We start from the raw sequence: 26127 nt of genomic DNA, 5'->3' as shown, positions 1-26127 counted from the left end.
GGCTTAACCCTATACCGTATTACTATTTCCTAATGGGTTTCGTAATAAAATCAACCCGACTGATCCCGGCTTGCTGACAATCCTGGATAACCTGACCAACTTTCTCAAATTTTGCCTGTATGTCTCCCCAAACTTGAATTTGGGGCTGAGGATGTAAAGATGCTACCGAAGCCAATTTTGCCTTTAATGCATTCTCATCAGGTAATAGCTGTTCATTCCAAAATACCTGACCATCCGCCTTAATGACAAGGGCTATATTTCCTACCTTGGTTTGAGTTAAATGACTGTTACGTTCTGGAATATCAACCTTTACAGCGTGTGTGGCAACAGGAATAGTGATTAAAAAGATAATCAGTAGTACAAGCATGATATCAACCAAGGGGGTTGTATTGATTTCGGATACCACCTCATCATTATCCCCTTCCGCGCTGATAAAATCCCCTACACCACGATTACCATTCAAATTAAAGCTCATGAGCCTCTCTTTCCTTGCTCGGGGATCACTTTTTTATTATTCAGGTTTCCCCCAAGTAAGACTGTTTGAACATCTGCAGCAAAATTGCGAGTTTGATCCATAATCACTTTATTGCGACGAACCAGGAAATTATATCCCAGAACAGCTGGAACAGCCGTAGCCAAACCAATTGCTGTCATAATTAAAGCCTCGCCTACAGGACCGGCAACCTTATCCAATGTAGCCTGTCCAGCGATACTAATGGCGGTCAAGGCATGATGAATACCCCAGACTGTTCCGAACAATCCTACAAAAGGGGCAGTGGATCCAACCGTTCCCAAAAAAGCCAGACCGCCTTGCAATTGTCCCTGTATCTTGTCAAGCGCTCTATGTAAGGCCATGGACACCCAGCTGTATAAATCAATCGTTTCCTGCAAGGAGCCTTCATAATGCATCAATGCATCAATACCATTTTCAGAAATATATCGATAGGAAGAGTTACTACCTAAACTCTCCGTACCCTTTTTTAAAGTGTTTTGTTGCCAGAACTGTTTTTCACGCACTTCTTTTCCAGCACGCGTCACACGATTTTGGACAACAATTTTTGCAACGATTACATACCAGCTCCCTACTGACATTATTGCCAACACAAGCAATGTTATCCTTGAAACAATATCACCCGCTTTCCACAAAGCTTTTAAACCATATGGATTTTCTGATGATTGAGGAACAGCTTCCGGTTTTACTGGGTTGTCTATGGTCGAAGAAACGACTGGATTTACGTTGCTACCCGCTGAATTTTGCATTGGTTGAGAAGCGGAGTTATCATGTGCAGTTGATGTTGGTATATTTTGCTGAGGCTGCTGTGCAAAACCATTGTTTATACCTGACAGGCAAAGCATTCCAGAAAATGCGGCAATCACAGTGAATTTAAAACGAATCAATCGAAATAAACTTTTATTTTTATCCATATTTAACACATTCCTTCGTTAATTTTACTGGGCAGTAATTTCTTTAAACAACCTCAGACAACATAAACATATTCATTGTTATTTATTTTTATATTGATATGAATAACCATCAACTTATAATTGATTCTAGGTTCATTTCAAACCTATATACCATATCTGTTATCGAATTGGTGACGCTCTGGGATTGATTTTTGATAACCCAATAACGTGACGATCATGTTCCTTAAATATATTTTTACAAATATTTAAAGCGTCAACTAAACCATCCCTAAAATTTTTGTCATAAAAATTTATATCATGAAAGCACAGATTATCAATGTTGGTCTGCCCAATATATTGTTTGGTAAACTTATTCATATTTTTCGACATTATCGTAACTAAATTTAAAGAAATTTTATCTTTATTTGCATTTAAGGTGATTGCTTGACATATCCAATCCAAAATAAATGAACCATTTATCCAGCACCTAATTTAAAACTGATTGTAAGACGATGGTTTTTCTCTTTTACTGGCATACCGTTGCGTGTGGCTGGACGATAACGGGCAGAAGCCACATAACGTAGAGCCTCTTCTTTAAACGAATTTCCTCCCTTGGCTTCAATTACATTACAATTATTGGTATGACCATCCGCTTCAATATCACAGGATAGTATAACCCGACCTTCCTTACCCGCCGCTTCCATATCAGGAGGATAATTCATTTTAACACCATTAAGTGCACGGCTGCCAGCACTTCTGTCAGGAGGACCATCATTTGGAGTATTCGACATCCCCTCACCAGATGTACCATTCATATTCCCTTGATTTTGACTATCGGATGCCGAGCTTTTTGCAGGTTGGGCAGCCGGTTCCCTTTTTTTGACTTGTTTTTTTACAATTTTCGGCGGTTTAGGTTGTACAGGGGCTTCTGTATTGATTGGGGGGGGCTCAATCTCTGGTGGAGGTGGAACAATCATTTCCGGTGCAGGTGGTTGTGAAACCTGTGCGGAAGCTGAGGATGCGGCGGAAGATACATCTACAACCCTTATTTCTAATGGAGCAGGCATATCTTCTTTTTTATTGGAATGCATCAGAAACAATAATCCAAGAATTCCAAAAATATGAAACAAAATAACAAGAATTAAAATACCAATAGATTCAATAGGATGACGTTGATTAAGATTAACCATGAATCACTTTCCATTTCCTGTGAAATTACTCATCTTCAATACTTATCCACTGATAAATCATTATTAGTCAAAGTTTTTAACAAAGCCTTTTTATCATGTTGCTTTCGCACTTGCTTCTGAACGTGTTGCCCCCACCCTTAAAGCCAGTGCCGCTGCCATGAAATCATCCAGATCACCGTCCAGAACAGCATCTGGATTGGTTTTTTCCACATCCGTTCGCAAATCTTTCACCAATTGATAGGGTGCCAAAACATAAGAACGGATTTGATGACCCCAACCTATATCAGTTTTATTGGCTTCTGTCTGTGCCGCCTCTTCCTCGCGTTTTTTTAATTCCAATTCATATAGACGGGCCTTCAACATTTCCATTGCTGTTGCCCGATTACGATGTTGTGATCGATCCGTTTGACAAGCGACAATAATTCCTGTTGGAACATGGGTAATTCTTATGGCTGATTCCGTTTTATTGATATGCTGTCCACCAGCACCCGATGCACGATACGTATCGATTTTCAAATCTGATTCATTTACTTCAATATCAATTGAATCATCTATAACTGGATAAACCCAAACAGAGGCAAAAGATGTATGACGTCTTTTAGCTGAATCAAAAGGCGAAATACGAACCAAGCGATGAACTCCCGCTTCAGTTTTCAGCCACCCATAGGCATTTATCCCGCTTATTTGCAATGTTGCCGATTTTATACCCGCCTGTTCCCCTTCAGTACTTTCCAACATGGTTACCTTATAACCATGTTGTTCGGCCCAACGTGTATACATTCTTAACATCATCTCAGCCCAATCCTGCGCTTCCGTGCCTCCTGCCCCGGAATTCACTTCCAGATAACAGTCATTCCGATCGGCTTCACCAGAAAGTAAACTTTCCAATTCAAGACGTTTAACTTCTTTTTCCATTGATTGCAATTGTTGCAAGGCATCCTGAACAATTTCCATGTCATTGTCCTGTTCAGCCAACGCAATTAGGTCAAGATTTTCCTTGCAATCCTGCTCCAACCGTTCAACCCGCTCAATTTGATTGGCAAGCCCTGTTCTTTCCTGCATAATCTTTTGCGCATTTTCCGCATCATCCCATAGATTGGGATCTTCAATGCGGTTATTTAACTCGGCTAGACGATCTTTAGCTGTATCCCAGTCAAAGATGCCTCCTCAGCAGTTCTAAAGACTGCTCTATTGTTTGTTGGAGTGTATCACTCTCCGCAGACATACTCGTTTCCTTTATTTACCTTAAATGCAATTAATTATTAATCCAATTAACAAGATTTTAATAAAAATACAAGGTCAACCTTAATATAATCCACCCATACCTATATCTTCCCCTTCACCTGAAGATGAAGATTGACCTGTTTTTTCACCAATCTTTTTTTCACTTCCTTCATTAGATGGAGATACAATCCCCTCATTACTATCCATGGACTCTTCAGAATCAGGTATATTTTCAGCTCCTGTATCCTGGGCTGTCAACTCACCCGTTGCTGCCCCCTTATTCAAATTGATGCTAATTCCCGGGGTTTGTCCTTCCTTGAAAGCATCGGTTACACTTCCTTTACTCGTATCATAACTTGCTAGAAAAACACCTTCTGGTTTTGCAAAATCAAGTTTGGGACGATTAGCCAGGATGTTTTTCATGAATTCATTCCAAACTGGCGCGGCAACAACAGCGCCAGACATACCTTTTCCCAATGTTTTTGGCTGATCAAACCCAAACCATACTACTGTCACGACATCCGGTGAAAATCCTGCAAACCACGCATCATTAAAATCCTGACTGGTTCCTGTCTTGCCGGCAAGTGGACGATCTATGCCACGCGCTGCCGACATACCGGTTCCACGTTTCATCACGTCTTCCATCATGGTTATAATTTGATAGGAACTTTGAGCTGATGCAACACGTTTACGATGATCAATAATAAGGGGAAGCCTATCTGGATCTTCCGAATGTTCCAACTTCAAGACATCTGAATGCCAGATTACCTTTCCATTCCGATCCTGAATATAGTCAATTAAGGTTGGTTTTGTTAACAACCCCTCTGCCGCAATACTTGCATAGGCACCAGCATGACGGAAAACCGTTGTCTCCACAGCACCCAAAACGGCAGGTAAAACCTTAGGCATTGAATCTACTTCACCTAATGCAATTGCCAAATTTGAAATAGCATTCATCCCGACTTGAGCGGCCAAACGAATGGTGACCAAATTCCTTGAATAACGTAAGCCATTATGTAACGCTGTTGGTCCCCAGAATGTTTTTTCATAATTGTTTGGATGCCAGCTACCTGCTGAAAAAGGGGAATCCATAAAAATCTGAGATGGCGGAATATTTTGTTCCATCCCCGCCAGATAAGCTATGGGTTTGAAAGAAGAGCCTGGTTGTCGTTGAGCTTGTGTTGCTCGATTAAACTGTGACTCAGCAAATGACCATCCACCAAACATGGATAAAACGCGGCCTGTCTGAACATCAACAGAAATTAACGCACCTTCTATCAGAGGAACCTGACGCAAGGCGACTTTACCATTATCAGCCAAAGGCTCAATTAAAACAACATCGCCCATTTTTAATGGATGGGGAGAACGCTTTGTCCAACTTACATCCTTATTTTCCAATAAAGCCAATTTCTCATTCTTATTCTCCAACCATCCAACTTTTCCCGTACTACTATTCAAAACAATGGCAACACGCCATGCATCCAATATACCGGCAGGATTTTTTTGTCTGGCTAGCAAATCACTCCATTCTTTTCCATCTTCAATATTTAAATGATTTATTGCACCTCGCCAACCATGTTGCCGATCATATTTCATTAATGCCTGCTGCATTAACCTTGTTGCTAGATTTTGATTTTTTAGATCCAAACTCGTATGAACTTCCAAACCACCCTGCATTGTTTTATCCATTCCATAGCGATCTATCAGATCACGCCTTACAGCCTCGGAAAACCATTGTGTTCCTGCCAAAGGTCCACGTCTTATAACAGATTGTGTCACTTGCAGAGGTTCATCCATTGCCTGTTTCAGGACTTCTTTGCTGATTGCACCAGTTTCTAGCATACGGCTCAAAACGAAATTACGACGTTCCAGCCCTGCTTTTGGATGATGATAAAGATCATAATTATAAGGAGACTTCGGCAATCCACCGAGATAGGCCGCTTCTGCCACGGTCAGCTGATCAAGATTTTTATGAAAATAAGTTTGTGCGGCCGCAGCAACCCCGTAGGCACCATCACCAAGATAAATTTCATTTAAATAAATTTCCAGAATTTGATCTTTGGTCAGGGATTGTTCAATTCGAATTGCCAAGATAGCTTCCTTAATCTTGCGATTCAAATTCCGCTTATTGTTAAGCAACATATTACGCGCAACCTGTTGCGTAATCGTTGAGGCCCCCACCAGACGCTTACCTGACGTTTTACGAAACATATCTTGTACAACCGCACGTACAATTGCCAAGGGGTCTATCCCGCCATGAGAATAGAAATTCTTGTCCTCTGTCGAGATAAAAGCGTTCTTGACCCGATCCGGAATAAGGGTAATGGGAACAAATAATCTCCGCTCTGATGCCAATTCTGCCATGACACGATCATTATTGGCATATATCCGGCTCATAACAGGCGGGGCATAATTTTTCAACCCCTCAACAGTAGGCAAATCCTGTACGGCTCCCTCATATTTTATCCAGGCAAATAATCCACCTCCCGCAAGAATAAAAAGGAACAAGCCTGCAAGTATTCCAACCAACATCCGCCATATACGGTATCTGGGGCGTTTTATAATTGAATTACTATATTTATTACCAGTATTAGACGGATCAGAATTTTTCGAAGACATAAAAAAAACTCTACATCAATTGTGAAAACTCGATTATTAGGAGTTATTCTTATATAACATTTTTAATATGAGTAAAAAACAACTATGTTGTTATTCCAAGAATATGTCGATCTTTTATTCGGTTTACAAATATAATTTTGCAGATTTTTTTTGTTTATCCCAAATCTTTTTCCCCTCCAAATCAAGTTTTGTCCATTCATCATCCGTCAAATTAACATTCACCGCTGCTGTATTTTCCTCTAAATGTTGAACGGAACCCGTTCCGGGAATGGGAACAATGATTTTTGAACGTTTTAATAGCCAGGCCAACGCTATCTGACGGGCTGAGGCGTGTTTTTTGTTCATAATTTCTTCAAGAACAGGACCAGTGAATTTCACCCCCTGTTCCAAAGGTGCATAAGGTATGAAAGCGATATTATTTTCATCACAAAAATCAACAACGGCTTCTGATTCCCGATTAACCAGATTATATTTGTTCTGAACGGAAGCAACCTTGAAAAATTTTGACGCACGTTTAATCATCCCTACAGATACGGCAGATAACCCAATATGACCGATTAATCCCTCCTGCTGCATTTTGGCGATAGCTTCAAACTGTAATTCCGGAAAAGTATCTTCCCCCACACGATGCAATTGCCATAAACGGATTTGATCCAGTTTTAGACGACGCATACTCATTAAAACACATTGACGTAAATAATCTGGACTGCCAATGGGTCGCCAAATATCCGGCCCATGCCGGGTGTGCCCCCCTTTTGTGCCAATCAATAAATTTTTCGGATAAGGATAAAGTGCTTCGCAAATTAATTCTTCGCTGATAAAAGGACCATAGCTATCTGCCGTGTCGATAAAATTAATCCCCAATTCTAGCGTACGATATAAAGTTGCAATAACTTCCTTACGATTTTCAGGTTCCCCCCATACACCTTTACCAACAATACGCATCGCACCAAATCCCATTCGATTGATCTTGATTTGGTGATCAAATTGAAAATTACCCGCTAAAGCCGCATCAATTGACTGCATTCTTTTTTCCTATCATAGATCATTCATTAATTATTAAAAATAATTGTCGCAATAAATCTTGAGATATTATTTTATTGTACATTAAATCATAACCTTATATTTATTCTAATTTTAAACAAATTATTATGGCATTATAATTTAATCAGAGATAATTCTCATTTAAACATATTTAATTTTTGAATGATGAAAGAATTTAAATGTTTTCGCTTCCACCTAAAATTATTCCTGATACAGAACTTGTTCTCGCCACCCATAATCCAGGCAAGGTAAAGGAAATTCATCAATTACTTTCCAATTTTTCATTAAGAATTCATTCGGCAGGTGAACTTAATCTGACAGAACCTGAAGAAACAGGGACAACTTTTCATGAAAATGCCCGTTTGAAAGCTTTACAAGCCAGTTATGCCTCAAACATGATTGCATTGGCAGATGATTCCGGTTTTTGCCTTAATGGATTGAATGGGGATCCTGGTTTATATTCTGCTCGTTGGGCGGGACCCCGTAAGAATTATTCTATGGCCATGCAAAAAATGCATGATAAATTACAGTCCATTCCTGATAAATCGGCTTATTTTATCTGTGTGTTATCCCTTGCATATCCAAACGGTAAAACATATGAATTTGAAGGAAAAGTTGACGGTAATTTTATTTGGCCTCCACGTGGACAATACGGTCATGGATATGATCCCGTTTTTCAACCATTAAATAACCCGTTAACTTTTGCAGAAATGACTGATTCGAAAAAAAATTCAATTAGTCACCGTGCTCTAGCTTTTCAAAAATTCATTCAGGCTTGTTTCTAACCCTTACCTCTATATAATCTATTGGAATGAAACATTCCAATAGATTTATTCCCTATCGATATCCCGTTTGGGTAATAACGCAGGAACAAATATTAATGTCGCCACCAATGTACATCCTAGGGATATCAATAGTAATAACCCCATACTCGCTGTTCCAGGATGGGCTGAGGCTGCCAAAGATCCAAAAGCCGTTCCAGTTGTTAAAGCTGAAAATAGAACCGCTCTAGCAGTTGGCGATGATAAGGGATTCGATAGTCCTTCACGCCAATTCATTACAAAATAGATATTAAAGGATACACCAACTCCAAGTAAAAGCGGTAATGTAATGATATTGGCAAAATTCAAAGGCTGATCGATTAAGACAATCACAATAATTGTCATAAGTCCTGACAATATCAAAGGCATTAATACAAGACACATATCCAATATTCGACGTAATGCGATAAATATAATGATGGCCAAAGTTATTATCGCCATAACCGCCGCGATAATAAAAGCATGAACCACTGTATTTGCACTTTCTATGATATCAACGGAAGTTCCGGCCGCTTCAGGAGCAACGGAACGAATTTGTTTAACAAACGTTGCAATTTGCTCATTATCAAGATTTGTGCCTTTTGGATAAATCTCTATCCTGTATAATCCATCTTTTGTTCGATATTCATTTGCCAACTCTTTGGGAACATCAGTTAAAGAAACGGCTGATGGCGTTAACATAATTTCCAGATGGTGCAATTGAAAACCAAGAAAACGAACCAGATCATCATTGATTTTCATGAGGTCATTATCAGACATATTGACAATTTTTTGCAATGCAAGACGTATTCTTTCCAATGGACTATCAGACGTCAGTATATTTTGCACCGAATTGAGTTTATCCAACATTTTCTGCATAGACTGACGTAATTCCAATGCTGATGGTCTGGATTTGATTGATGTGTTTGACAAAGTGTTTAACAAGACCGACGCTGCATCCCTGATCATTGGAATTTTAATTTTTTGATCCTCCGGAACAAAAGATCCAAGCCAAATAACATTTTGCACTGAAGAAAGCTGACCAATCTGATCTACGAGTTTTTTTGCCTCTTCAGGAGATTTAGCCATTACATCTGCTGTATAAGGATTAGTATTCGGATCATTCATCAATAGCTGTAAAGCCTTCATCCCTTCAGAATGGGTATCCTTGGTATGAAATGGGTCTGCATCAAAGCTGACCTTTTGATCAACCAGAAAGAAAATGCCGATAACAGCAATCACTGCATAAACAGCAAGGATATACCAACGATAATGTCGAAATTTATTATCCAAACTTTTCAATCTGGGAAAACCAGCCATAGCTTGAACTATTTTTGGCTGTAAAATTGTTAACATGGCTGGCAAAAGTGTTAACGTGCAGATCAAGGCAATAATCATACCCGTGCCAGCAATTAAGCCAAGCTGCTTAACCCCAACAAAATTTGTCGGAGTAAACGCCAGAAAACCTGCTGCTGCTGCAACAGAAGCTGTAAATATCTGATGACCTGTATCATATCCTGTTTTAGACAATGCCAATAAAGTTGATTGCCTTTTATTGGTATTGTCATCCGCTTGAATATCTTGCCCCCTGAAACGAACAGAAAACTGGATTGCGAAATCAACAGCAATACTGACAAACAAAATTGCGAAAGAAACGGATATAAGGTTTAACGTGCCCACCGCAATTGAAGCAAAACCTGTTGTAAGAATCAAACCGATCAATAACACATATAGTATGGGTAAAATAATACGCCAGGTTTTTACCGCAAGGAATAACCAGCCCGCAACCAATACAAAAGAGGCAAAAAGACCGAGAACCATGCCATCCATGACCGTGGAAAATTCCTCATCATTGATTTTTGCATCTCCTGTAATATGAATCTTCACATCTCCTCTTTGAACATATGATATGGAAGAAATTGCTTTTTTTAATGACGCAACAGCCTCCCATGAAGGTTGCAAGGAGGTTAAATCCATTTTTGGTTTTGCCACTACGATTTGATATCGACCAGCCAAACTTGAAAGTTCTCCAGAAAGACTTTTCTCCCATGAAAAAGGTTCAAAATCTCTTTGTGATGCTTTCTCTAATGTTTTAGCAAATCCATTTAATTCATTTTTATACTGTTCCAGATCAACCTGATTTTCCTTAATACCTTCTACAACCATACCCAACGTATCAAATAATCCTCGTGCAGAAGTATCCGCGGCAAGACTACTCAAAAAAGGTTGTGCACGAATTATTGTATTCAATGTTTGATCCAACACTGGAGGATCAAGGAACATCAATCCGTTTTTAACAAGAAAAGGATTATTTTCTGGTGAACTAGCAAAATAAAAATGTTTTTTATCCTGATTTAACTGATTAACAAGAATTTCTGCACTTAATTCCCTTTCTTCCGGAATTTTGGCCTCAATAATCGCAACTAAAATTCCCTCTCGATTTGGGAAATTCTTTCCCATCCAGTCCGATCGCTGCTTCCAAGGCATTTTCGTGGAAAACATCTTGGTAGTATCAGTAGTTATATCCAGTTTCTTACTTGTTACAAAAATAGATACAATTGCCAGCAACAGATAAACTATAAAAACAAGCCATGCATGACGTGAGCAAAATTCAACAATCCGTCTAATCAATGCAGAAACCATTCCGGCAACACATCCTTTTCGTACAATACAGAAGAATTCAAAACTCTATAGATTTATAAATATGTTATATCTTTTAATTGATACAATAGAAGAAAATAGCTTTCATCTAAAAGCATTCAACATCCATTATATAAATCAATTTTGTAACAACTTATAAAAAAGGAATAACAATTCAGAAATTTTCATTATGGTTCGATTTCAATATTCTGAATTTTGGATTATTAACTTTTCCATATGACGAATTCTTCTGGCAGTTTAATTTTTTTAAAACTGAAAAACATAACTACTCCTTTTTTTTATATATTTAAATCCCAAAAATAATAAAAATTCATTCAAGATACAATCAATATTATGCAATTAATAATTATTCTCAATTAAAATATAAAAAATAATGCAGCTTTTTCTTTCTCGATAATTGATCAAGCGAATTACCAAGAAAAATTAAATGCTTGAGAAATTTAAATTTTTTGTAATAAAGCCAAACTTTCAATACAGGCTGCCACAGCCTCGCGACCCTTATTCTCCTTATTTTCTTCAGAACGGATTTGTGCCTGTTCCGAAGTATAAGTGGTTAAAACACCAAAACTGATAGGAACTTCTGTATGCAAACTGGCCTGCATCAATCCGATAGTTGCACCCAGACTGATAAATTCAAAATGCGCTGTATCTCCCTTAATGACACACCCCAAACATACAACACCATCATATTTACCTGACTTGGCCAGTTTTTGTGCGATTAAAGGCAATTCAAAAGCTCCAGGTGCATAATATAAATCTTCTTGATAAAAAGGAATTTGATGTTCAGACAACCATTCCTGTGCTCCTTGACACAATCCATTCGTTACTGTTTGATTAAACCGGCTAACAACTATTGCGATCCGTGGTGGCTTGGAAAATGAAAATTTCTGTATTGATTGAGGAACTTGTTTTATCATGTAAAAACCTTTATTCACTAGTTATAAACTCTAACTGAAATTTATATTTCAGATAAATGGGTTAAAAGATGCCCCATACGATCTCGTTTTGTTTTTAAATATTGACTGTTAAAAGGGTTAGCATCAATTTCCAATGAAACACGATGACGAATTTCAAAACCCTGTTTTTTCATCATTTCAACCTTGTTCTTGTTATTCGTCATTAAATTTAAAGATTTGATACCAAGTTTTCTTAAAATGGCACCAGCAACTTTCCAGTCACGCATATCAGTCAAAAAACCCAATTGATGATTCGCTTCGACCGTATCAAACCCTTTTTCCTGTAATGCGTAAGCCTCAATCTTATTAAAAAGCCCTATTCCACGGCCTTCATGACCGCATAAATATAACAGAACACCACATTCAGATTCACCAATCATTTTCAAGGCCTGATGTAATTGGGGACCACAATCACATCGCAAAGAACCAAACACATCCCCTGTCAAACACTCTGAATGCAGACGAACCAAGGGAATTTGTTCATTGGTTTGATGAAATGGAAAGTCTCCTTTCATAACGGCCAGATGTTCATTACCCTTCAAGTCTATGAATGCCTGAACCTTAAAATCCTCTCCACCATAACAATTGGGTAAATGGGCTCTTGTTCCCGCTTTCACCAATGAAGATACGGAATCCAATTTTTTCGCGTCATACAGTTCACGCCAACGTATAATTTCAGCAATTGTAACGATTGGAATACCATATTTTTCAGCAAACTGACGAAGCTCCGGCATTCTTGCCATTGATCCATCATCTTTGACAATCTCACAAATCGCGGCAATAGGCTTCAATCCAGCGATTTTTAATAGATCAATTGAACCTTCCGTATGTCCATTTCTGGATAAAACACCATTAGGATCGGCAATTAAGGGGAAAACATGACCGGGACAAATAAGATCCTGCGCAGTGACGTCATCCCTTGCAACCACTTCAAAGGTTTTTGCACGATCCGAAGCAGAAATACCTGTTGTAATGCCCTCTTTTGCTTCTATAGAGACTGTAAAAGCTGTCTCATGTGGTGAGGTATTATGTTGAACCATTAATGGTAAACGAAGTTTCTGCGCCAGTTCACGTTGTAAAGGCATACAAAGCAAACCTTTGGCATTCGTAATCATAAAATTAATGATCTCAGACGTTACAAATTGCCCGGCAGCAACTAGGTCACCTTCGTTTTCACGTCCCTCATCATCAACCAACAAAACCATCTGCCCATTTTGCAAGGCAGAAACAGCACGTTTCAATTCCGCACTTAAAGTTTGATTCACTTTTGAACTTGACATAGATTTTCCACGTATTTTGAAATGATATCAACCTCGATATTGACAATGTCATCAACCTTTAACAAACCGAGCCGTGTATGGTTCCAAGTATGCGGAATAATCATCAAATCAATCAGGAACTCATTTATTCCGTGATTTTCTTCGGCTGTTTCTTTTATCCCGTTAATAGTTAAACTGACACCATCTATGGCTATTGAACCTTTTTCCACAACATACTTACGTAATGAAGAAGGTAAAGCGACAAATAATTGATGTGCCTCACCTTTCTGTTCAATTTTGAAAATACGGCCAGTTGCATCTACATGCCCCTGAACAATGTGACCAGAAAGCCGGGTGGAAGGTGTTACGGCCCGTTCCAGATTTACTTTCATATTTTCAATTAAAACATATAGATTCGTACGATCTAAAGTTTCTGAACTGATAAAAAAGGAAGCTTCATCATTCGTACCTAGTTTTGTCACCGTCAAGCATACACCATTTACGGCAACACTTTCACCAAGAATCAAATCTGGTATACCAGTTTTAATCTTAATTTCCATAGCTTGAATTTTTAAATCCTGCTTTTCATATTTAACAGCTGAAACAACACCAAGAAACTCTATGATACCAGAGAACATAATGCGCCCTCCTTTCTTTTCGAAAAGTCAACAAAATTGAAATGGGATAAAAGTAATCGCGTAGGTGAAGCAAGATGGTTAGAAATTAACTTTAACTGATCATCCCCTTTATTTTGCTTTCGAAATATAAGCCATTCATCCCAAAGTTTCTTTTGACGAATGACTTGCAATAACTGTGGCCCTCCTTCAACCATTCCCCATAATATATTATGATTATGTAATAAATATGGTAAATCATCAATTTTTGAACATGTAACAAGAGAAAAATTATTTTTTTCAGCATTTTTGATATAATTTACAGGGACAATTTCCTCTAGAGGCTTTTGCTGTTTAGTGCAAATAATCAACAAGCGTTTTCGATCCGGGTGATCAGGGACATAGCGCACGGTGAAAGAGGGATTATCCTCTTTAATTGTATTCACACCTGTTATAATCGCCTCAGTTCCACGCCGCAATTGATGAGCCTGACATAGGGATGTAAAAGAGGTGAATGTCTTTTTCCCTATTGGTGGGATCATGGAGCCTGCAACATCAAGAGCTTGTTTAACCGTTATCCAGGCTTTCCCTCTTGTCACAGATTGAATAAACGGAGCAATAAGATCCTCACATTTTTTTTGCCAGTAAAGAGATTTTTTACCGCAAAGATCTCTTAACAAAAAAACTTCTTTGCCGCCTTGTCTTAACCGTTCATTACCAGCACCACAAACATTAGGATTGGGATCAGCAACTCCCACCCATATACGACGGGCCGGAGTTCGCAATAATGATTCAGAACAAGGTGGCGTACGCCCTATATGGTTGCAGGGTTCTAACGTTACTATAACATCATGAATTTTATCCCAAACACCTGCAACACGACATTGCCGCAATGCCAACGCCTCGGCATGTAGCTTACCTGCCTCATGATGGGCTGCAGTAGCAAGGATTTTACCCTGTTGATCTAAAATTACACATCCAACAGGAGGATTAGGCGCTGTCTGCCCAACATAAAGTAAAGCTTCGCGTATAGCATATGAAAAAGCATTAGAGATTGCTTCGGGTAAATCAATTCCCTCATTCATTTTTAATTGTTCAGCCTGTGAAACCGAACCTAAGCGTGCTTGCATTTCTAGTTCCTATCTCTAGACGCACGCGGGCACTCCATAACATACCTTCTTCACGTTATTAACGAAACGTAAAAGGTAAATTATATCGTTCTTTCTCATCCGGACTGTAACCGTCGGCTTTGGAATCGCACCAAAATCTGCTTGACCCTGCATTATTACAATACAGGCGCTCACGGGCTTAAGAACATGATATTCTCTTACCGTCGGTGAGGAATTTCACCTCGCCCCAAGAACGTCGTTATTTAATTATCATCCATTTACTGGACATCATTAAGATAAGCATTTTCATTCTTGTAATCAAGTTTTTTCAGAATAAACACCCATTTCCTCAATGATAAATATTTTTTGATACTTAATTTTAAACATATTGTCTTTCCGAAACCCTAGCCCATTGTTGATACTGACCGTATATCCGTTCGTATTGTTCAGATAAATGCAAATCAGGTTTATAGATCTTGGATATAGGACTGGACATATGGTGCTGAGCTTCCAAAACTGAAGAATACACCTTTGCAGCTACGGCCCCTAAAATGGCGCCCCCCAAAGCACAACACTGTTCAGAGTCTGACACTTTTATTTCACGTTTCATAATATCGGCACATGTCTGCATTATGACTGATGATTTTTTAGCAATTCCGCCAATTGCAATAATTGTGTTAATAGGTATATCCTGTTCTACAAAACATTCCATAATAGCCTTTGCACCACAAGCAGTGGAAACTATCAAACTTCCAAAAACCGCAACTGCATCAGTGGCCAATGTTAATCCTGTAATTGTTCCTTTTAAACGCTGATTGGCATAAGGTGTGCGACGCCCATTAAACCAGTCAACTGCAATCGGTAAATATTCTAGATTCTTATTTTTATACCATTCTTCAGCTAGATTATTTAGTAAATCATGCTCAATTTCATAAAATTCTTGCAAATGTATAAAATTATTACGTGCATAGAATTGCAAGGGCCAGCCTAAAAAACGTTGAAACCACGCAAAAATATCACCAAAAGCGGATTGTCCCGCCTCGAAACCGATATATCCCGGGACAATACTACCATTAACCTGTCCGCATATCCCCTTGATAAACCTACCTTTTACCTGCTCACTTTCAGCCGTTAACATATCACAAGTTGAAGTTCCGATGACCTTTACCAGACTATAGGGTTTAACACCCGCACCTATTGCACCGACATGGGAATCAATTGCCCCGCCTGAAACCGTCACATTTTCGTTTAAACCAAGTTTTTCCGTCCACTCCTTTGTTAACTTGCCAACAGCCATATCAGCAGTATAAGTCTCTTTAAATAACGGATAGGGTAATTCTTCAACCAGTACAGGGTCTAGGTCTTTAAAAAACTCATAGGAAGGTAAACCGCCCCATTGTTCATTCCAAAGGCATTTATGACCAGCCGCACATCTGTTTCTTTTAATTATATGGGGTAAGGTTGTGCCTGTCAGCAACGCGGGAATCCAATCTGAACATTCAACCCAAGATACTGTGGCTTTTTTAACAGCCTCGTCATTTCTGAAACTATGCAAAATTTTTGACCAAAACCATTCTGATGAATAAACCCCTCCACATCCTTTTAAAAAAACAGAATATGCTGGTTTTTGACATAATCGATTAATTTCCTCCGCCTCTTCAATAGCGGTATGATCTTTCCATAAAATAAACATTGCATTTGGATTTTCTGAAAAATCAGGCCGTAACGCAAGAATTTGACCATGCCTATCTAATGGTGCAGGACTGGATCCTGTCGCATCAACTCCAATAGCAACAATATTTTTAGCAACACCACCCAATTGTTTTACGACTGAGCAAACAACCTCTGTTAATGATTCCATAAAATCCAGAGGATGTTGCCGAAATTGATTTAAAATAGGATTACAGAACAACCCCTTTTTCCAGCGTGGATAATATGTGATACTTGCTGCAAGCTCTTCACCATTTTGACAATCTACAGCCAGAGCGCGAACGGAATCGCTACCAAAATCAAGACCTATTGCAATTTTATGAGGCATATATTGTATATCCATGGAAAATAATTCGAAAACAAAACTGTTTTCATATAATCCCCCTTCACTTCATGATTATCAATTTAATTTCAAGCAATCAAAAAAAATTGATTTTTTATTATAAAAATTAAAAATATTAACTTTTTTGTATTTTTTTCTTGAAATTAAATCTAAAATCAGGCATAGAACTGCACGTATTGATTATATATTGCCGGATTAGCACAGTGGTAGTGCAGCGGTTTTGTAAACCGAAGGTCGGGGGTTCAAATCCCTCATCCGGCACCACAAACATAACAAAATCGATATGTGGAAATTTAATATAGTGTGATCAATTATAATTCACCTAATAATTTATTATAGAAATAAGTTATTATTTCAACGTGTAAAAAATTATTGATCAATATAAACAGCCAATAATTTTCTATATCTTTTATTCGCTACCAAATTTAATAATAATAAATAAGCATTGTATAATTGATTAATCATAATTTACAGTTATATTTACATGTTTTGTGAACATTTTATCCATTGTTCAAAACAATATTCTATTAAAAAATTATAATTTCATTTAACATGAATTAGAATTATTATTTATTCAAATAAATATATATTTATTCTTTATTATTGTCATAAAAATTAATTATTATTAAGTAATAAATATAACGATATATAAATTATTGACTATTAGTATTGATATTCACAATTAATTTTGCTAGATTGATTTAGGTAAGGTAAAAAAGGCCTTTATTTCTAAATAAAAATTATTTAAAACCTTTTGAAATTTTTAGTTAGATGTTGTGTCAATAATAAAGGAGGTAATTCTTTTTTTACCTTACCTTATTGATTATATACATTTTATATAAAAAAATCTATAAAAATCATACATAAAATAATTATTTTTAAATTATTAATCTAATAATTTCTTTTATATTATTTAATGAATATTACATATTTTATGTTTTATATTCATAAATTATTTTTGATCTATTTTAACAGTTTATGGCTTATTGAAAATGGTCATAATTCTTCAAATTACTTTACCTAAATTGATACTATAGTATTTTTTATGATACTGAGCCATTGCTACAGTAATTCCCTAATTCAAATATAAAAATACGACATATTGCCACAACAAAAAATGATTACCTATTAATATATCAGGTTTCGGTAATCCCTGACTATCTAAATTAAAATTTTCTGCAATGTATATTAATAAATATATTAAAGATTGGCGTTTAGCATTGTTTAAAAAAATATTGCAAATGTCATAATAAGTTGCTGGTTCCATCTGACAAATACTTAATGCTGGTCCATTACCCATTTGTTTTAAATAAGTAAAATTACCTGAATACCCTTCAAAAACAATTACCAGTAACCTATGATTATCAGCGCGTTATTTTCAAAGACCAAAATAATTTAAAATTGACATAACAACACAATATTTAAGGTGATTTAAACAAATACCTCCCGTTGTTTTTAATATAAAAATTTACCTTTAAAAATAAAAAAAGCCCACCATTAAGGTGGGATAAAATTATTATAAAAATTTAATGTATGATTTTATAAAATAAAATCATAATTAATTGATTGTCTAAAAATCTGACAAAGCGACACGTTTCCATTTATTCGATTCTACACAAACATAATGATAGTTTGAATCATCTTTTATATCTCCCGCTTTACAAGGCGCGGATGATGAAGATGGTGTTGAAAGCATAACATGCAAGTTATTTGCGGTAATATTACCAGTTGTAATAACATTGCCCACAAATTTATAATTATTACCACCATGATGATCTGTAAAATAAAATGTATTTTTCTCTAGATGGTTACCCCATGGGTCAATATTCGCATATCTGTTGTAATAAAAATTAATATCTGTATTATCTGGATTACTATCACCTGTTAGAAAACGAATGGAACCCGTATTTGGCAATAACATAAATGGTGTATATATCGTTTGGCTATTATTATTAGCTGTTACTTCTTTATTACTGTTTAATCCCGCCACTCCATTAGCTGCATTTATTTGTGACCTAGTCACATAATCTTCCGCATAACTAAGGTTACATAAATTTATCAATGGATATGATAATATCCCCAATGTGAATATCGTTTTAAAATTCATATTTTTTACTTTTTAAATATTTCCAAATAGGTTTTTTTAAATTATCAATACAAAATTTTACTTTCTATAGATCCGTAATTTTAAGAAATTTTAGATTAAGTATTTTATTAATGAAAATTATAAAATTGATAATTATAGTATAAAATTAATATCAAGAGAATTAATCACGATTTATTTTTAATATAACTTCTTTATTATTATAAAGATTGATTTTTATATAATTATTTAATATCATGTATTTTTAATTATAAAAGCCTATCATTAAGATAGACTTTTATAAATATTTATTATTCAACTGTTTAATATAATTATTTAAAAATTAGATAATGCAACACGTTTCCATTTATTTGGCGCAACGCATACATAGTGATAATTTGCATCATCTGCAAACTCTCCTGATACACATGGAGCTGATGATGAAGATGGCGTGGACAATACACCAATAAACCTTGGTGATGAAATGGAACCGTTTGCAGTAAACTGATCACTTTCCATACTATTTGCCTTAACAGTGCCATTAAATCTATAATTATTACCATATCTATTATTCGTGAAATAAAATGTATTGGCATCTAATAGATTGCCCAAGTCATCTCTATTACCAACATCACGGTTATAAAACATATCAATCATGTTATTATTCGTATCAGGGCTATTAGTTACGAAACGTAAAATATTGTTTTTATTATTAAGCTGAAGAAAATTAGTATTAATACTATTGTTATTAGATTGACCAGTTACCGATAAATTTTTATTTATAAACACATTAGCATCCTTGTCTACAACCAATCCTAATTTAGCTTTATCTCCATGACCAGAACCTAATCCAATACCACCTATATAACCCAACGGATCAAAAAATATCTGACCTAAAACAGCACATTCTTTATTCTCGTTACAAGTTGGTGATTGATTCCAGGCTAGGTTCTGAAGGGGATCAGTAGAATTTTGCTTTGTTAAACCCAAATGCAATGAATTATTCTGCTTGTTATCTACATTACCATCATTAGACATAAATGTCATAAGTTGATATGAAGCCTGATTGGTTTTTATTTGTCCCAAACCTGATATGCTCATAACATCATTAATATTTTGCAGATAGGGAGATGCTCCTAACATAGTCCATTTATACAAAAAGAAACCTGCATCAGTTTCAAAAGACTTACCACCATATGGCCAAATACCATCAATTTTCAACCCCAATGACATATGATTGAATCCAGCCATACGCAACATATAGCTTCCTTGAGCCAATGGGTGTCCACCTCCGGAAAAGACCATGGTAAGTCCACGCACAGATGCTTGTCCATCATGATCTTGATTCATAGGAAAATCCCATTCATTATCAAATTCACGGGTAATTGAATCAGGACTTTTATTGAATGATTGTTGAGTGTAAAGATTAAAATTCTTTTGAACCATTCCTAAAAACAGGGCGGGTTTTTGATAGCGATGATAATTACTATTATAAATATAATTTATATTATTTATTTGTTCCGGTCTTACAACTGAAGGAATATTAACTTTATCAAAACAATTTGGTCGATTACCAATATGCAATCTCTTTTGTAGTTCCTCATTATCATTTAACTGGTTTTTTGTTAAACAAGCGTAGGAAAGTTTATAATCCAACTGATCGTAAGCATTTAAGCCTGGAGATTTTATATTGGGATCATCATTAAGCGGATGCTTGTTATTCTTCCATTTTACTAAGTCACCAGCTAAACCTGGATAACTAAAAGATCTCATAAATATCTTGGTTACTTTATTTTGTCTTATGGCAAGATCTTTTTCTTCATCTGTTTTTGTTTTATCTGCTTTAATAGCGTCAATATTGGCTTGATTTAAAACAGTATCGTTAAACCCATCAGCATATCCATAATAATAACCGGGCATGTCTGTATTACCACTGTCTTCATTGGTTCCATTTTCAACACTGGCCATCCCATTGGCGATATTAGTCCATACAGCCATACGCGCGTGCGTAAGATTTCTTTCTTTTTCTGATAAAGATGGATAAATTGCCGCATATTGAGAACCATTATCATCTTCAGAAAAATCAATAGCATATGCTGTACCATCAGAAGCATAATATATAATTTCTAATTTTTTATCTGGAGTTAAAATATCCTTCAAAGCATAACCATCATTAATATTCACTTCTGTCGTATTGTTTGAAGGGTTATAAAAACCGGGGGTAACTTTTACAGAATTTGATATTTTCCCTGCATTATTTACAAAATTGATACCCCTCAATTCACAACGTGATCTGCTTTCACCCAACCCACATCCAAAGGTTCCTTTGATAACAAATTTTGTTGCGCCAGCAGGAACATTCGATATTACCGAATATTCATTACCTTTAACAATATATGAACCATCGCTATTTTTAACCAATGTATTCCCGCCTATTGAATCCATAGGAGAATTATCCATTGTTCGCATATCCATATTAATGCCATCAGTCACTCCAGAACCACTACGATGGTATGCTTGTGGACCGCTCATATTTGTAAATTGATAGCAAGACCCACCTTGATCTCCTTGTCCGGTATTTTGGCAGGTAGCTTTTATTCCAACTACAGAATTGCGACTACGCCCTCCAACCATTAACGTATTGGGTTTAATATTTCCCCAATCATACCCTTGTTGACTCAAAAATATTAAATTGGCATTATTCCTATCATCATTATACGGATCAACTGGTTCAATCCCCCCTGGAATTGGTTTATTTAATACATGTCCATTAATCTCAATACCACCAGCTTTAACCGTTCCATTGAATCGGTAATTATTACCATATTTATTATTCGTGAAATAAAATGTATTCCCTTCTAATGGATTACCAAAATCATCCTTATTATTACCATCCCAATTATAAAACATATCAATCTCATTATTATTAGTATCAGGACTGTTGGTAATAAAACGCAAACGATCACCATGTCTTGGGAGTTCAAAATGTCCACTGTTGAACGATGAAGCCTTGACTGTTCCGTTAAACCGGTAATTATTGCCATATTTATTATTCGTGAAATAAAATGTATTCCCGTCTAATGGATTACCAAAATCATCCTTATTATCACCATCCGCATTATAAAACATATCAATCTCATTATTATTAGTATCAGGACTGTTGGTAATAAAACGTAAACGATCATTTTTTTTATTTAACTGAATAAAATTACTATTTATTGAATTATTATTTATTCTATCATTATTTACATTGGCCGTTATTTCTCCATTCTTGTTTAAACCAGCCACTCCATTGGCTACATTTATTTGAGATTTGGCCACATAATCTTCTGCATATGTAATATGAGAAAAATTTATAATAGGGGAAGATACAACCCCCAGCATTAAAAGAAATTTTAAATTCATTTTTTTGACTTTGTAATATATTAATAAATAATTTTTGTGATATTATTATTTTTTAATGTTTAAAATTTTACATAAAATAAATGCTAGAAATTAAATAATTTCAAATATTTACTGTAAAATCTCTACACATTTAATATATTATAATTTAAGAATAATACATTCAATATTAATTTTATTTAAGAAATAATTTTATTAAATTAATATTTTTTATTTTTTACACAAAATTCTTATAATAACACATATCATCCGTATAATCATACTTAATGAAATAGATATAGCTATTACAGGAATAACCCATGGATCATGTAATCTAATCCCTTCAACATTATTTTGCCACCACCATTTAATTAATTCATAAATTGTATTCATAAACCTGCTCTACTCCTGACAATATACGTGCCAGAGCGTAAAGGTTAATCAAAGCAAATATTCCCCAAGCAAATAAACAAAAATACGATTGTGATCCATAAACAAAATTGTTTAATGTTTCCCAAATAAACAAGATTGATGCAAAAAAAGCTGAAGTGGCCCGTCCCAACTGGCTTTCATATGATAAAGCTGCAAATTGGACAAATCCTATAAAAATAAATAAACTATACCAAACTTGGTTGGATATAATTTTTAAATAACCCTGGATAAAAAATGGATGAAGAATTTCACTTTCCGGTATTATAATCACATAAATACCAGCACTTAAAAGTAAGATCGCACTCCACCATTCTGCAAACCAATGTTCATGATGATAAAGAGATCTATATAATTTTCTTTTCATCATTTTTTCCTGATATTCGCATGTTTTTTTTAGAAAACTTAAAAGATGCCAGAAAATTGATAAATGACCATAATTTATGTAATCTATTCTTGTTATCTGGCTCTTTCCAAAATCTAGTAATCAATTTGCATAACGTTACACTAAACGTAAGTAAGACTATCAAGTTGAAAGTTACATTGCCCGGTAAAATATTCATGAAATATTGTAATGCTTGTGATAAAAAATCGGTTGCAACCATTTGCTCAAACCTTGAAAATTTTGATAATCACCTTTTCAGGTGATTATTGAATAAAATTAAGTTTTCAACTTGCTTCTAACATTTCTTGCTGACATAAAGGTCCAACAAATAACGAAGGATCTAGCTATTAATTTAAAAAAGATTATCAGCAATCAGAAATTTCGAATTAGAATTGATAAAAAACAATTTAACATTATAAATATCTTATCTGGCAAATAACACGGAATTCTATCGAGAATAATGTGCAAGTTATTCTGATTGGCATATAATGTTTTACTAATCTTTTTGTTTTTAAATTGTTACTAATTGTTTTTATCATCCAATACATAATAATATAAAAGATTTATAATTTTATATTAAATTTAATGTAGTTCTAACTTTATTTAATCCTAAAGGAAACGATGAAAATTCCTGAATTTGTGAAAACCAATAACCCAACAATTTTATTCTGTCCCCCTTTTTTACAATTCTTTTCAATTGACCTTTAATATTATTAGTCGCAATAACGGGTTGTGGTTCAATAGCTATCTCTTTAAAATTATATGATAATTCATCAAGAACATTTATCGAACCTTGATAAAAAAATGAAATGGAAGGATTTATTAATTTTCCACCTCTTAAGTCTAAACTCGCTACTGATTTTTTAGTGCCACCTATTGTAATATAAAAAATTTTACTATTATCACTTTTACCTTGCGTTATTTTTTTCACGTTGCTGTCATAATAGATTATATCACGATCAAATAACGAAATTGGAAATTTGGTTTCATTTATATCATAAAAACAATCATTTTCAGAAATTGAATATATATTATAATAAACATCTCCTGAAGAGATATAATAATTATTACTTGATCGACTCATTGTATCATTATATAGACTGTATCCATATATTTCAGAATTTTTTATTCCGCAATTTTTTTCCAGATACAATCCCGTGCTATTATCTTCTTCATATTGATAAGTTCTAAAAATAATTATATCATCTAAAACCGCTCCGTTTTTTAATCTTATCTTATTCCAATTGACTAAATTTAAGGGTTCATTTCCTCTGTATATCTCATCACCATTATCCACACGATAAACATTAACCAAGACAAGATATCCTTCTTTATCAAGAACAATATTTTCAGAGCTATCTTTTACTTCCTCAACATCTATTACTAAATTGTTGTTGGTTGAGTCTCCTAAATACATCAATGTTTTATTAGAAATAAATCTTTGTTTACTATGTTCCTTAACCCATGAAACTATTTCATCTGTATCCATTGCATTATTATATAAACATTTACTTTTATCTTTAAATAACCAATAAGATGGATGAGATACTGGACTATCTTCTGACAATAATGGAACAATTGGACAAATAAATTCAGCGTTATTGTAACCTTTTAATCCTATAGGATACCCATCAGTTCCAAACCAAAAAGAATTATCTCCCGAGGCATAATCCTTTGTGCTTGTACACGTTTTGCTTGTTGAACAAAATTTAGCTTTTACTTCTCCCACAACTATCAAGGTATCTTTTAAAGATATTGCATTATTATACAATTCAACCATACTACTTGAATACGTGTTATGATATGATTTTCCCCTTGATATCACATTTCTATAAAATATATTTGAATATGAAATTTTTGCATTTTCCTCAATGACCAAAACATATGGTTCTTCTCTTTTATTATTTACATTCGTTAATAAACTGATCCCTGACACTTCGGTACCAGATGATATTGTCACATCTACATCAATCAAAACTACTGGCCCTGCATAAGCTTCCACAATTTCTTCTGTAAAAACGTAATCATTAGAATTAATAACTTTTTTTAAATACTTATTAGAAATTGTATCAAACCAGGCAATTTTACCTTTATTGATACCTTGCGTGATTTTGACAGTCTTCCAATTGCCTGAATCTATAATTGGATGTGCACGTTTGAGAAAAAAGAATTCTAAATCTGTTTTATTATCCACCTTTATTTGATTATCTTTTGTTTCTTCATAAACTAAGTCTAAATTTTCTTTAAGAGGTTTAATGTAAGAAGTGATTTTCTGCTGATCAACCACTTCTATAATTTCATTAACTTTATTCAGCTCATTGTTGATTGCCATATCAATGTTAAAAAAATTTTCCGCTTCTACTATAGGAATATATTTTTTTCCTGACATATCACCAAAAGAAATATCATAATTAATATCCAAAATCCCGTCTTCAGGAACAACCCATTCACCAGTTTCTTTATCGAAACACTTAATCCCGTTTCCATCAATTCTACTATTTTTATCAAAAAGAGGTGTCCAATTATCAATTGCTTTTTCACGATCAGATCCAATTGCAATACATTTAACGTCTAAATCATTATTTTCTTTTTTTTCTTGATAAATATTTGTAAATGTTGAAAAGGATACATTATTTAAAACTTTATCGACGACTTTACCCAAAGAGGCATCCTGATGGGATGGAGTTGGGACTTTTATGGTATAATCCAACATTTCAGCGGATAATTTACCCGCGCCATCTGTTCCGACCTTTCCGCCATCTGACTGAATTGACTTGACGTTGAGTTCAGTTGATCCGTCATTCGTATAGCTGTCCCCCTTTTCTCCCTTGGGAATGCTGAACTGCAGGATCGCGTCATGTTCATCGCCAATATTTTTGATGGTTGCCGCCTCATCGGGTCTTAAAGGCCGCACCT

The 26127-nt window shown here is 35.2% G+C and carries 17 protein-coding genes, 1 tRNA gene and 1 riboswitch; of the genes, 2 read left to right on the top strand and 16 right to left on the bottom strand.

The window, feature by feature from the left end:
* Window positions 1–22: 22 nt before the first annotated feature.
* From H3R28_RS03540 to H3R28_RS03515, 6 genes are all read right to left on the bottom strand, one after another.
* On the bottom strand, window positions 23–475 hold the full coding sequence (locus tag H3R28_RS03540) for a biopolymer transporter ExbD (RefSeq protein WP_155566485.1): 453 nt from the start codon (window positions 473–475) through the stop codon (window positions 23–25).
* Complete coding sequence (locus tag H3R28_RS03535; RefSeq protein ID WP_198193431.1) at window positions 472–1425, bottom strand: MotA/TolQ/ExbB proton channel family protein; 954 nt, start codon at window positions 1423–1425, stop codon at window positions 472–474. The genes H3R28_RS03540 and H3R28_RS03535 overlap by 4 nt, the downstream gene beginning before the upstream one ends.
* Window positions 1426–1880: 455 nt before the next feature.
* Complete coding sequence (locus H3R28_RS03530; RefSeq protein WP_122123220.1) at window positions 1881–2594, bottom strand: energy transducer TonB; 714 nt, start codon at window positions 2592–2594, stop codon at window positions 1881–1883.
* A 93-nt stretch (window positions 2595–2687) separates the two neighbouring features.
* Window positions 2688–3819, bottom strand: a protein-coding gene (prfB, locus tag H3R28_RS03525) for a peptide chain release factor 2 (RefSeq protein WP_110438641.1) whose coding sequence is annotated in 2 segments (ribosomal slippage) — window positions 2688–3749 and window positions 3751–3819 — 1131 coding nt in all. Because the reading frame shifts where the segments join, the coding sequence is not laid out codon by codon here.
* Window positions 3820–3899: 80 nt separating this feature from the next.
* Entirely contained in the window at window positions 3900–6437 is a 2538-nt protein-coding gene (locus H3R28_RS03520) for a penicillin-binding protein 1A (RefSeq protein ID WP_198209577.1), read from the bottom strand.
* 123 nt (window positions 6438–6560) lie between these two features.
* Window positions 6561–7463, bottom strand: coding sequence for an aldo/keto reductase (locus H3R28_RS03515; protein ID WP_110438640.1), 903 nt, complete (start codon window positions 7461–7463; stop codon window positions 6561–6563).
* A 197-nt stretch (window positions 7464–7660) separates the two neighbouring features.
* Between H3R28_RS03515 and rdgB the strand changes: the two genes are divergently transcribed.
* Window positions 7661–8266 carry an RdgB/HAM1 family non-canonical purine NTP pyrophosphatase gene (gene rdgB, locus H3R28_RS03510; protein ID WP_198209575.1) on the top strand — a complete coding sequence of 202 codons (606 nt, stop codon included), beginning with the start codon at window positions 7661–7663 and terminating at the stop codon, window positions 8264–8266.
* A 45-nt stretch (window positions 8267–8311) separates the two neighbouring features.
* Here rdgB and H3R28_RS03505 read toward each other — a convergent pair whose 3' ends face one another.
* From H3R28_RS03505 to H3R28_RS03480, 6 genes are all read right to left on the bottom strand, one after another.
* Window positions 8312–10924, bottom strand: a complete 2613-nt coding sequence (locus tag H3R28_RS03505) for an MMPL family transporter (RefSeq protein ID WP_198209573.1) — start codon at window positions 10922–10924, stop codon at window positions 8312–8314.
* 458 nt (window positions 10925–11382) lie between these two features.
* A complete protein-coding gene (ribH, locus tag H3R28_RS03500; protein ID WP_198209566.1) occupies window positions 11383–11859 on the bottom strand; it encodes a 6,7-dimethyl-8-ribityllumazine synthase in 477 nt (158 codons plus the stop codon).
* Window positions 11860–11900: 41 nt separating this feature from the next.
* Entirely contained in the window at window positions 11901–13178 is a 1278-nt protein-coding gene (gene ribB / locus H3R28_RS03495; RefSeq protein WP_198209564.1) for a 3,4-dihydroxy-2-butanone-4-phosphate synthase, read from the bottom strand.
* Window positions 13160–13795, bottom strand: a complete 636-nt coding sequence (locus H3R28_RS03490; protein WP_110438635.1) for a riboflavin synthase — start codon at window positions 13793–13795, stop codon at window positions 13160–13162. The genes ribB and H3R28_RS03490 overlap by 19 nt, the downstream gene beginning before the upstream one ends.
* Window positions 13777–14901: a bifunctional diaminohydroxyphosphoribosylaminopyrimidine deaminase/5-amino-6-(5-phosphoribosylamino)uracil reductase RibD gene (ribD, locus tag H3R28_RS03485; RefSeq protein ID WP_232351210.1), complete on the bottom strand. Its 1125-nt coding sequence runs from the start codon at window positions 14899–14901 to the stop codon at window positions 13777–13779. Before ribD ends, H3R28_RS03490 begins: the two co-directional genes overlap by 19 nt.
* 83 nt (window positions 14902–14984) lie before the next feature.
* A riboswitch (FMN riboswitch) is annotated at window positions 14985–15139 on the bottom strand.
* A gap of 120 nt (window positions 15140–15259) precedes the next feature.
* Entirely contained in the window at window positions 15260–16918 is a 1659-nt protein-coding gene (locus H3R28_RS03480; protein ID WP_198209562.1) for a ribulokinase, read from the bottom strand.
* A 204-nt stretch (window positions 16919–17122) separates the two neighbouring features.
* On the opposite strand from H3R28_RS03480, the gene H3R28_RS03475 reads away from it, so the two are divergent.
* Window positions 17123–17197, top strand: a tRNA-Thr gene (locus H3R28_RS03475).
* Window positions 17198–18503: 1306 nt separating this feature from the next.
* Here H3R28_RS03475 and H3R28_RS03470 read toward each other — a convergent pair.
* From H3R28_RS03470 to H3R28_RS03455, 4 genes are all read right to left on the bottom strand, one after another.
* The gene (locus tag H3R28_RS03470; RefSeq protein ID WP_198209560.1) at window positions 18504–18956 is read right to left on the bottom strand and encodes a hypothetical protein; all 453 of its coding nucleotides are present in this window, start codon (window positions 18954–18956) and stop codon (window positions 18504–18506) included.
* Window positions 18957–19352: 396 nt separating this feature from the next.
* Entirely contained in the window at window positions 19353–22421 is a 3069-nt protein-coding gene (locus tag H3R28_RS03465) for a hypothetical protein (RefSeq protein WP_198209558.1), read from the bottom strand.
* 352 nt (window positions 22422–22773) lie between these two features.
* On the bottom strand, window positions 22774–23196 hold the full coding sequence (locus H3R28_RS03460) for a hypothetical protein (RefSeq protein WP_232351209.1): 423 nt from the start codon (window positions 23194–23196) through the stop codon (window positions 22774–22776).
* A gap of 586 nt (window positions 23197–23782) precedes the next feature.
* Window positions 23783–26127 (bottom strand): hypothetical protein (locus H3R28_RS03455; protein WP_198209556.1); only part of this gene is annotated, 2345 nt, incomplete at its 5' end.

Source organism: Commensalibacter sp. M0268, assembly GCF_016101925.1.
Taxonomy (GTDB): Bacteria; Pseudomonadota; Alphaproteobacteria; order Acetobacterales; family Acetobacteraceae; genus Commensalibacter; species Commensalibacter melissae.
This window is presented reverse-complemented; position numbering and strand designations above follow the sequence as displayed.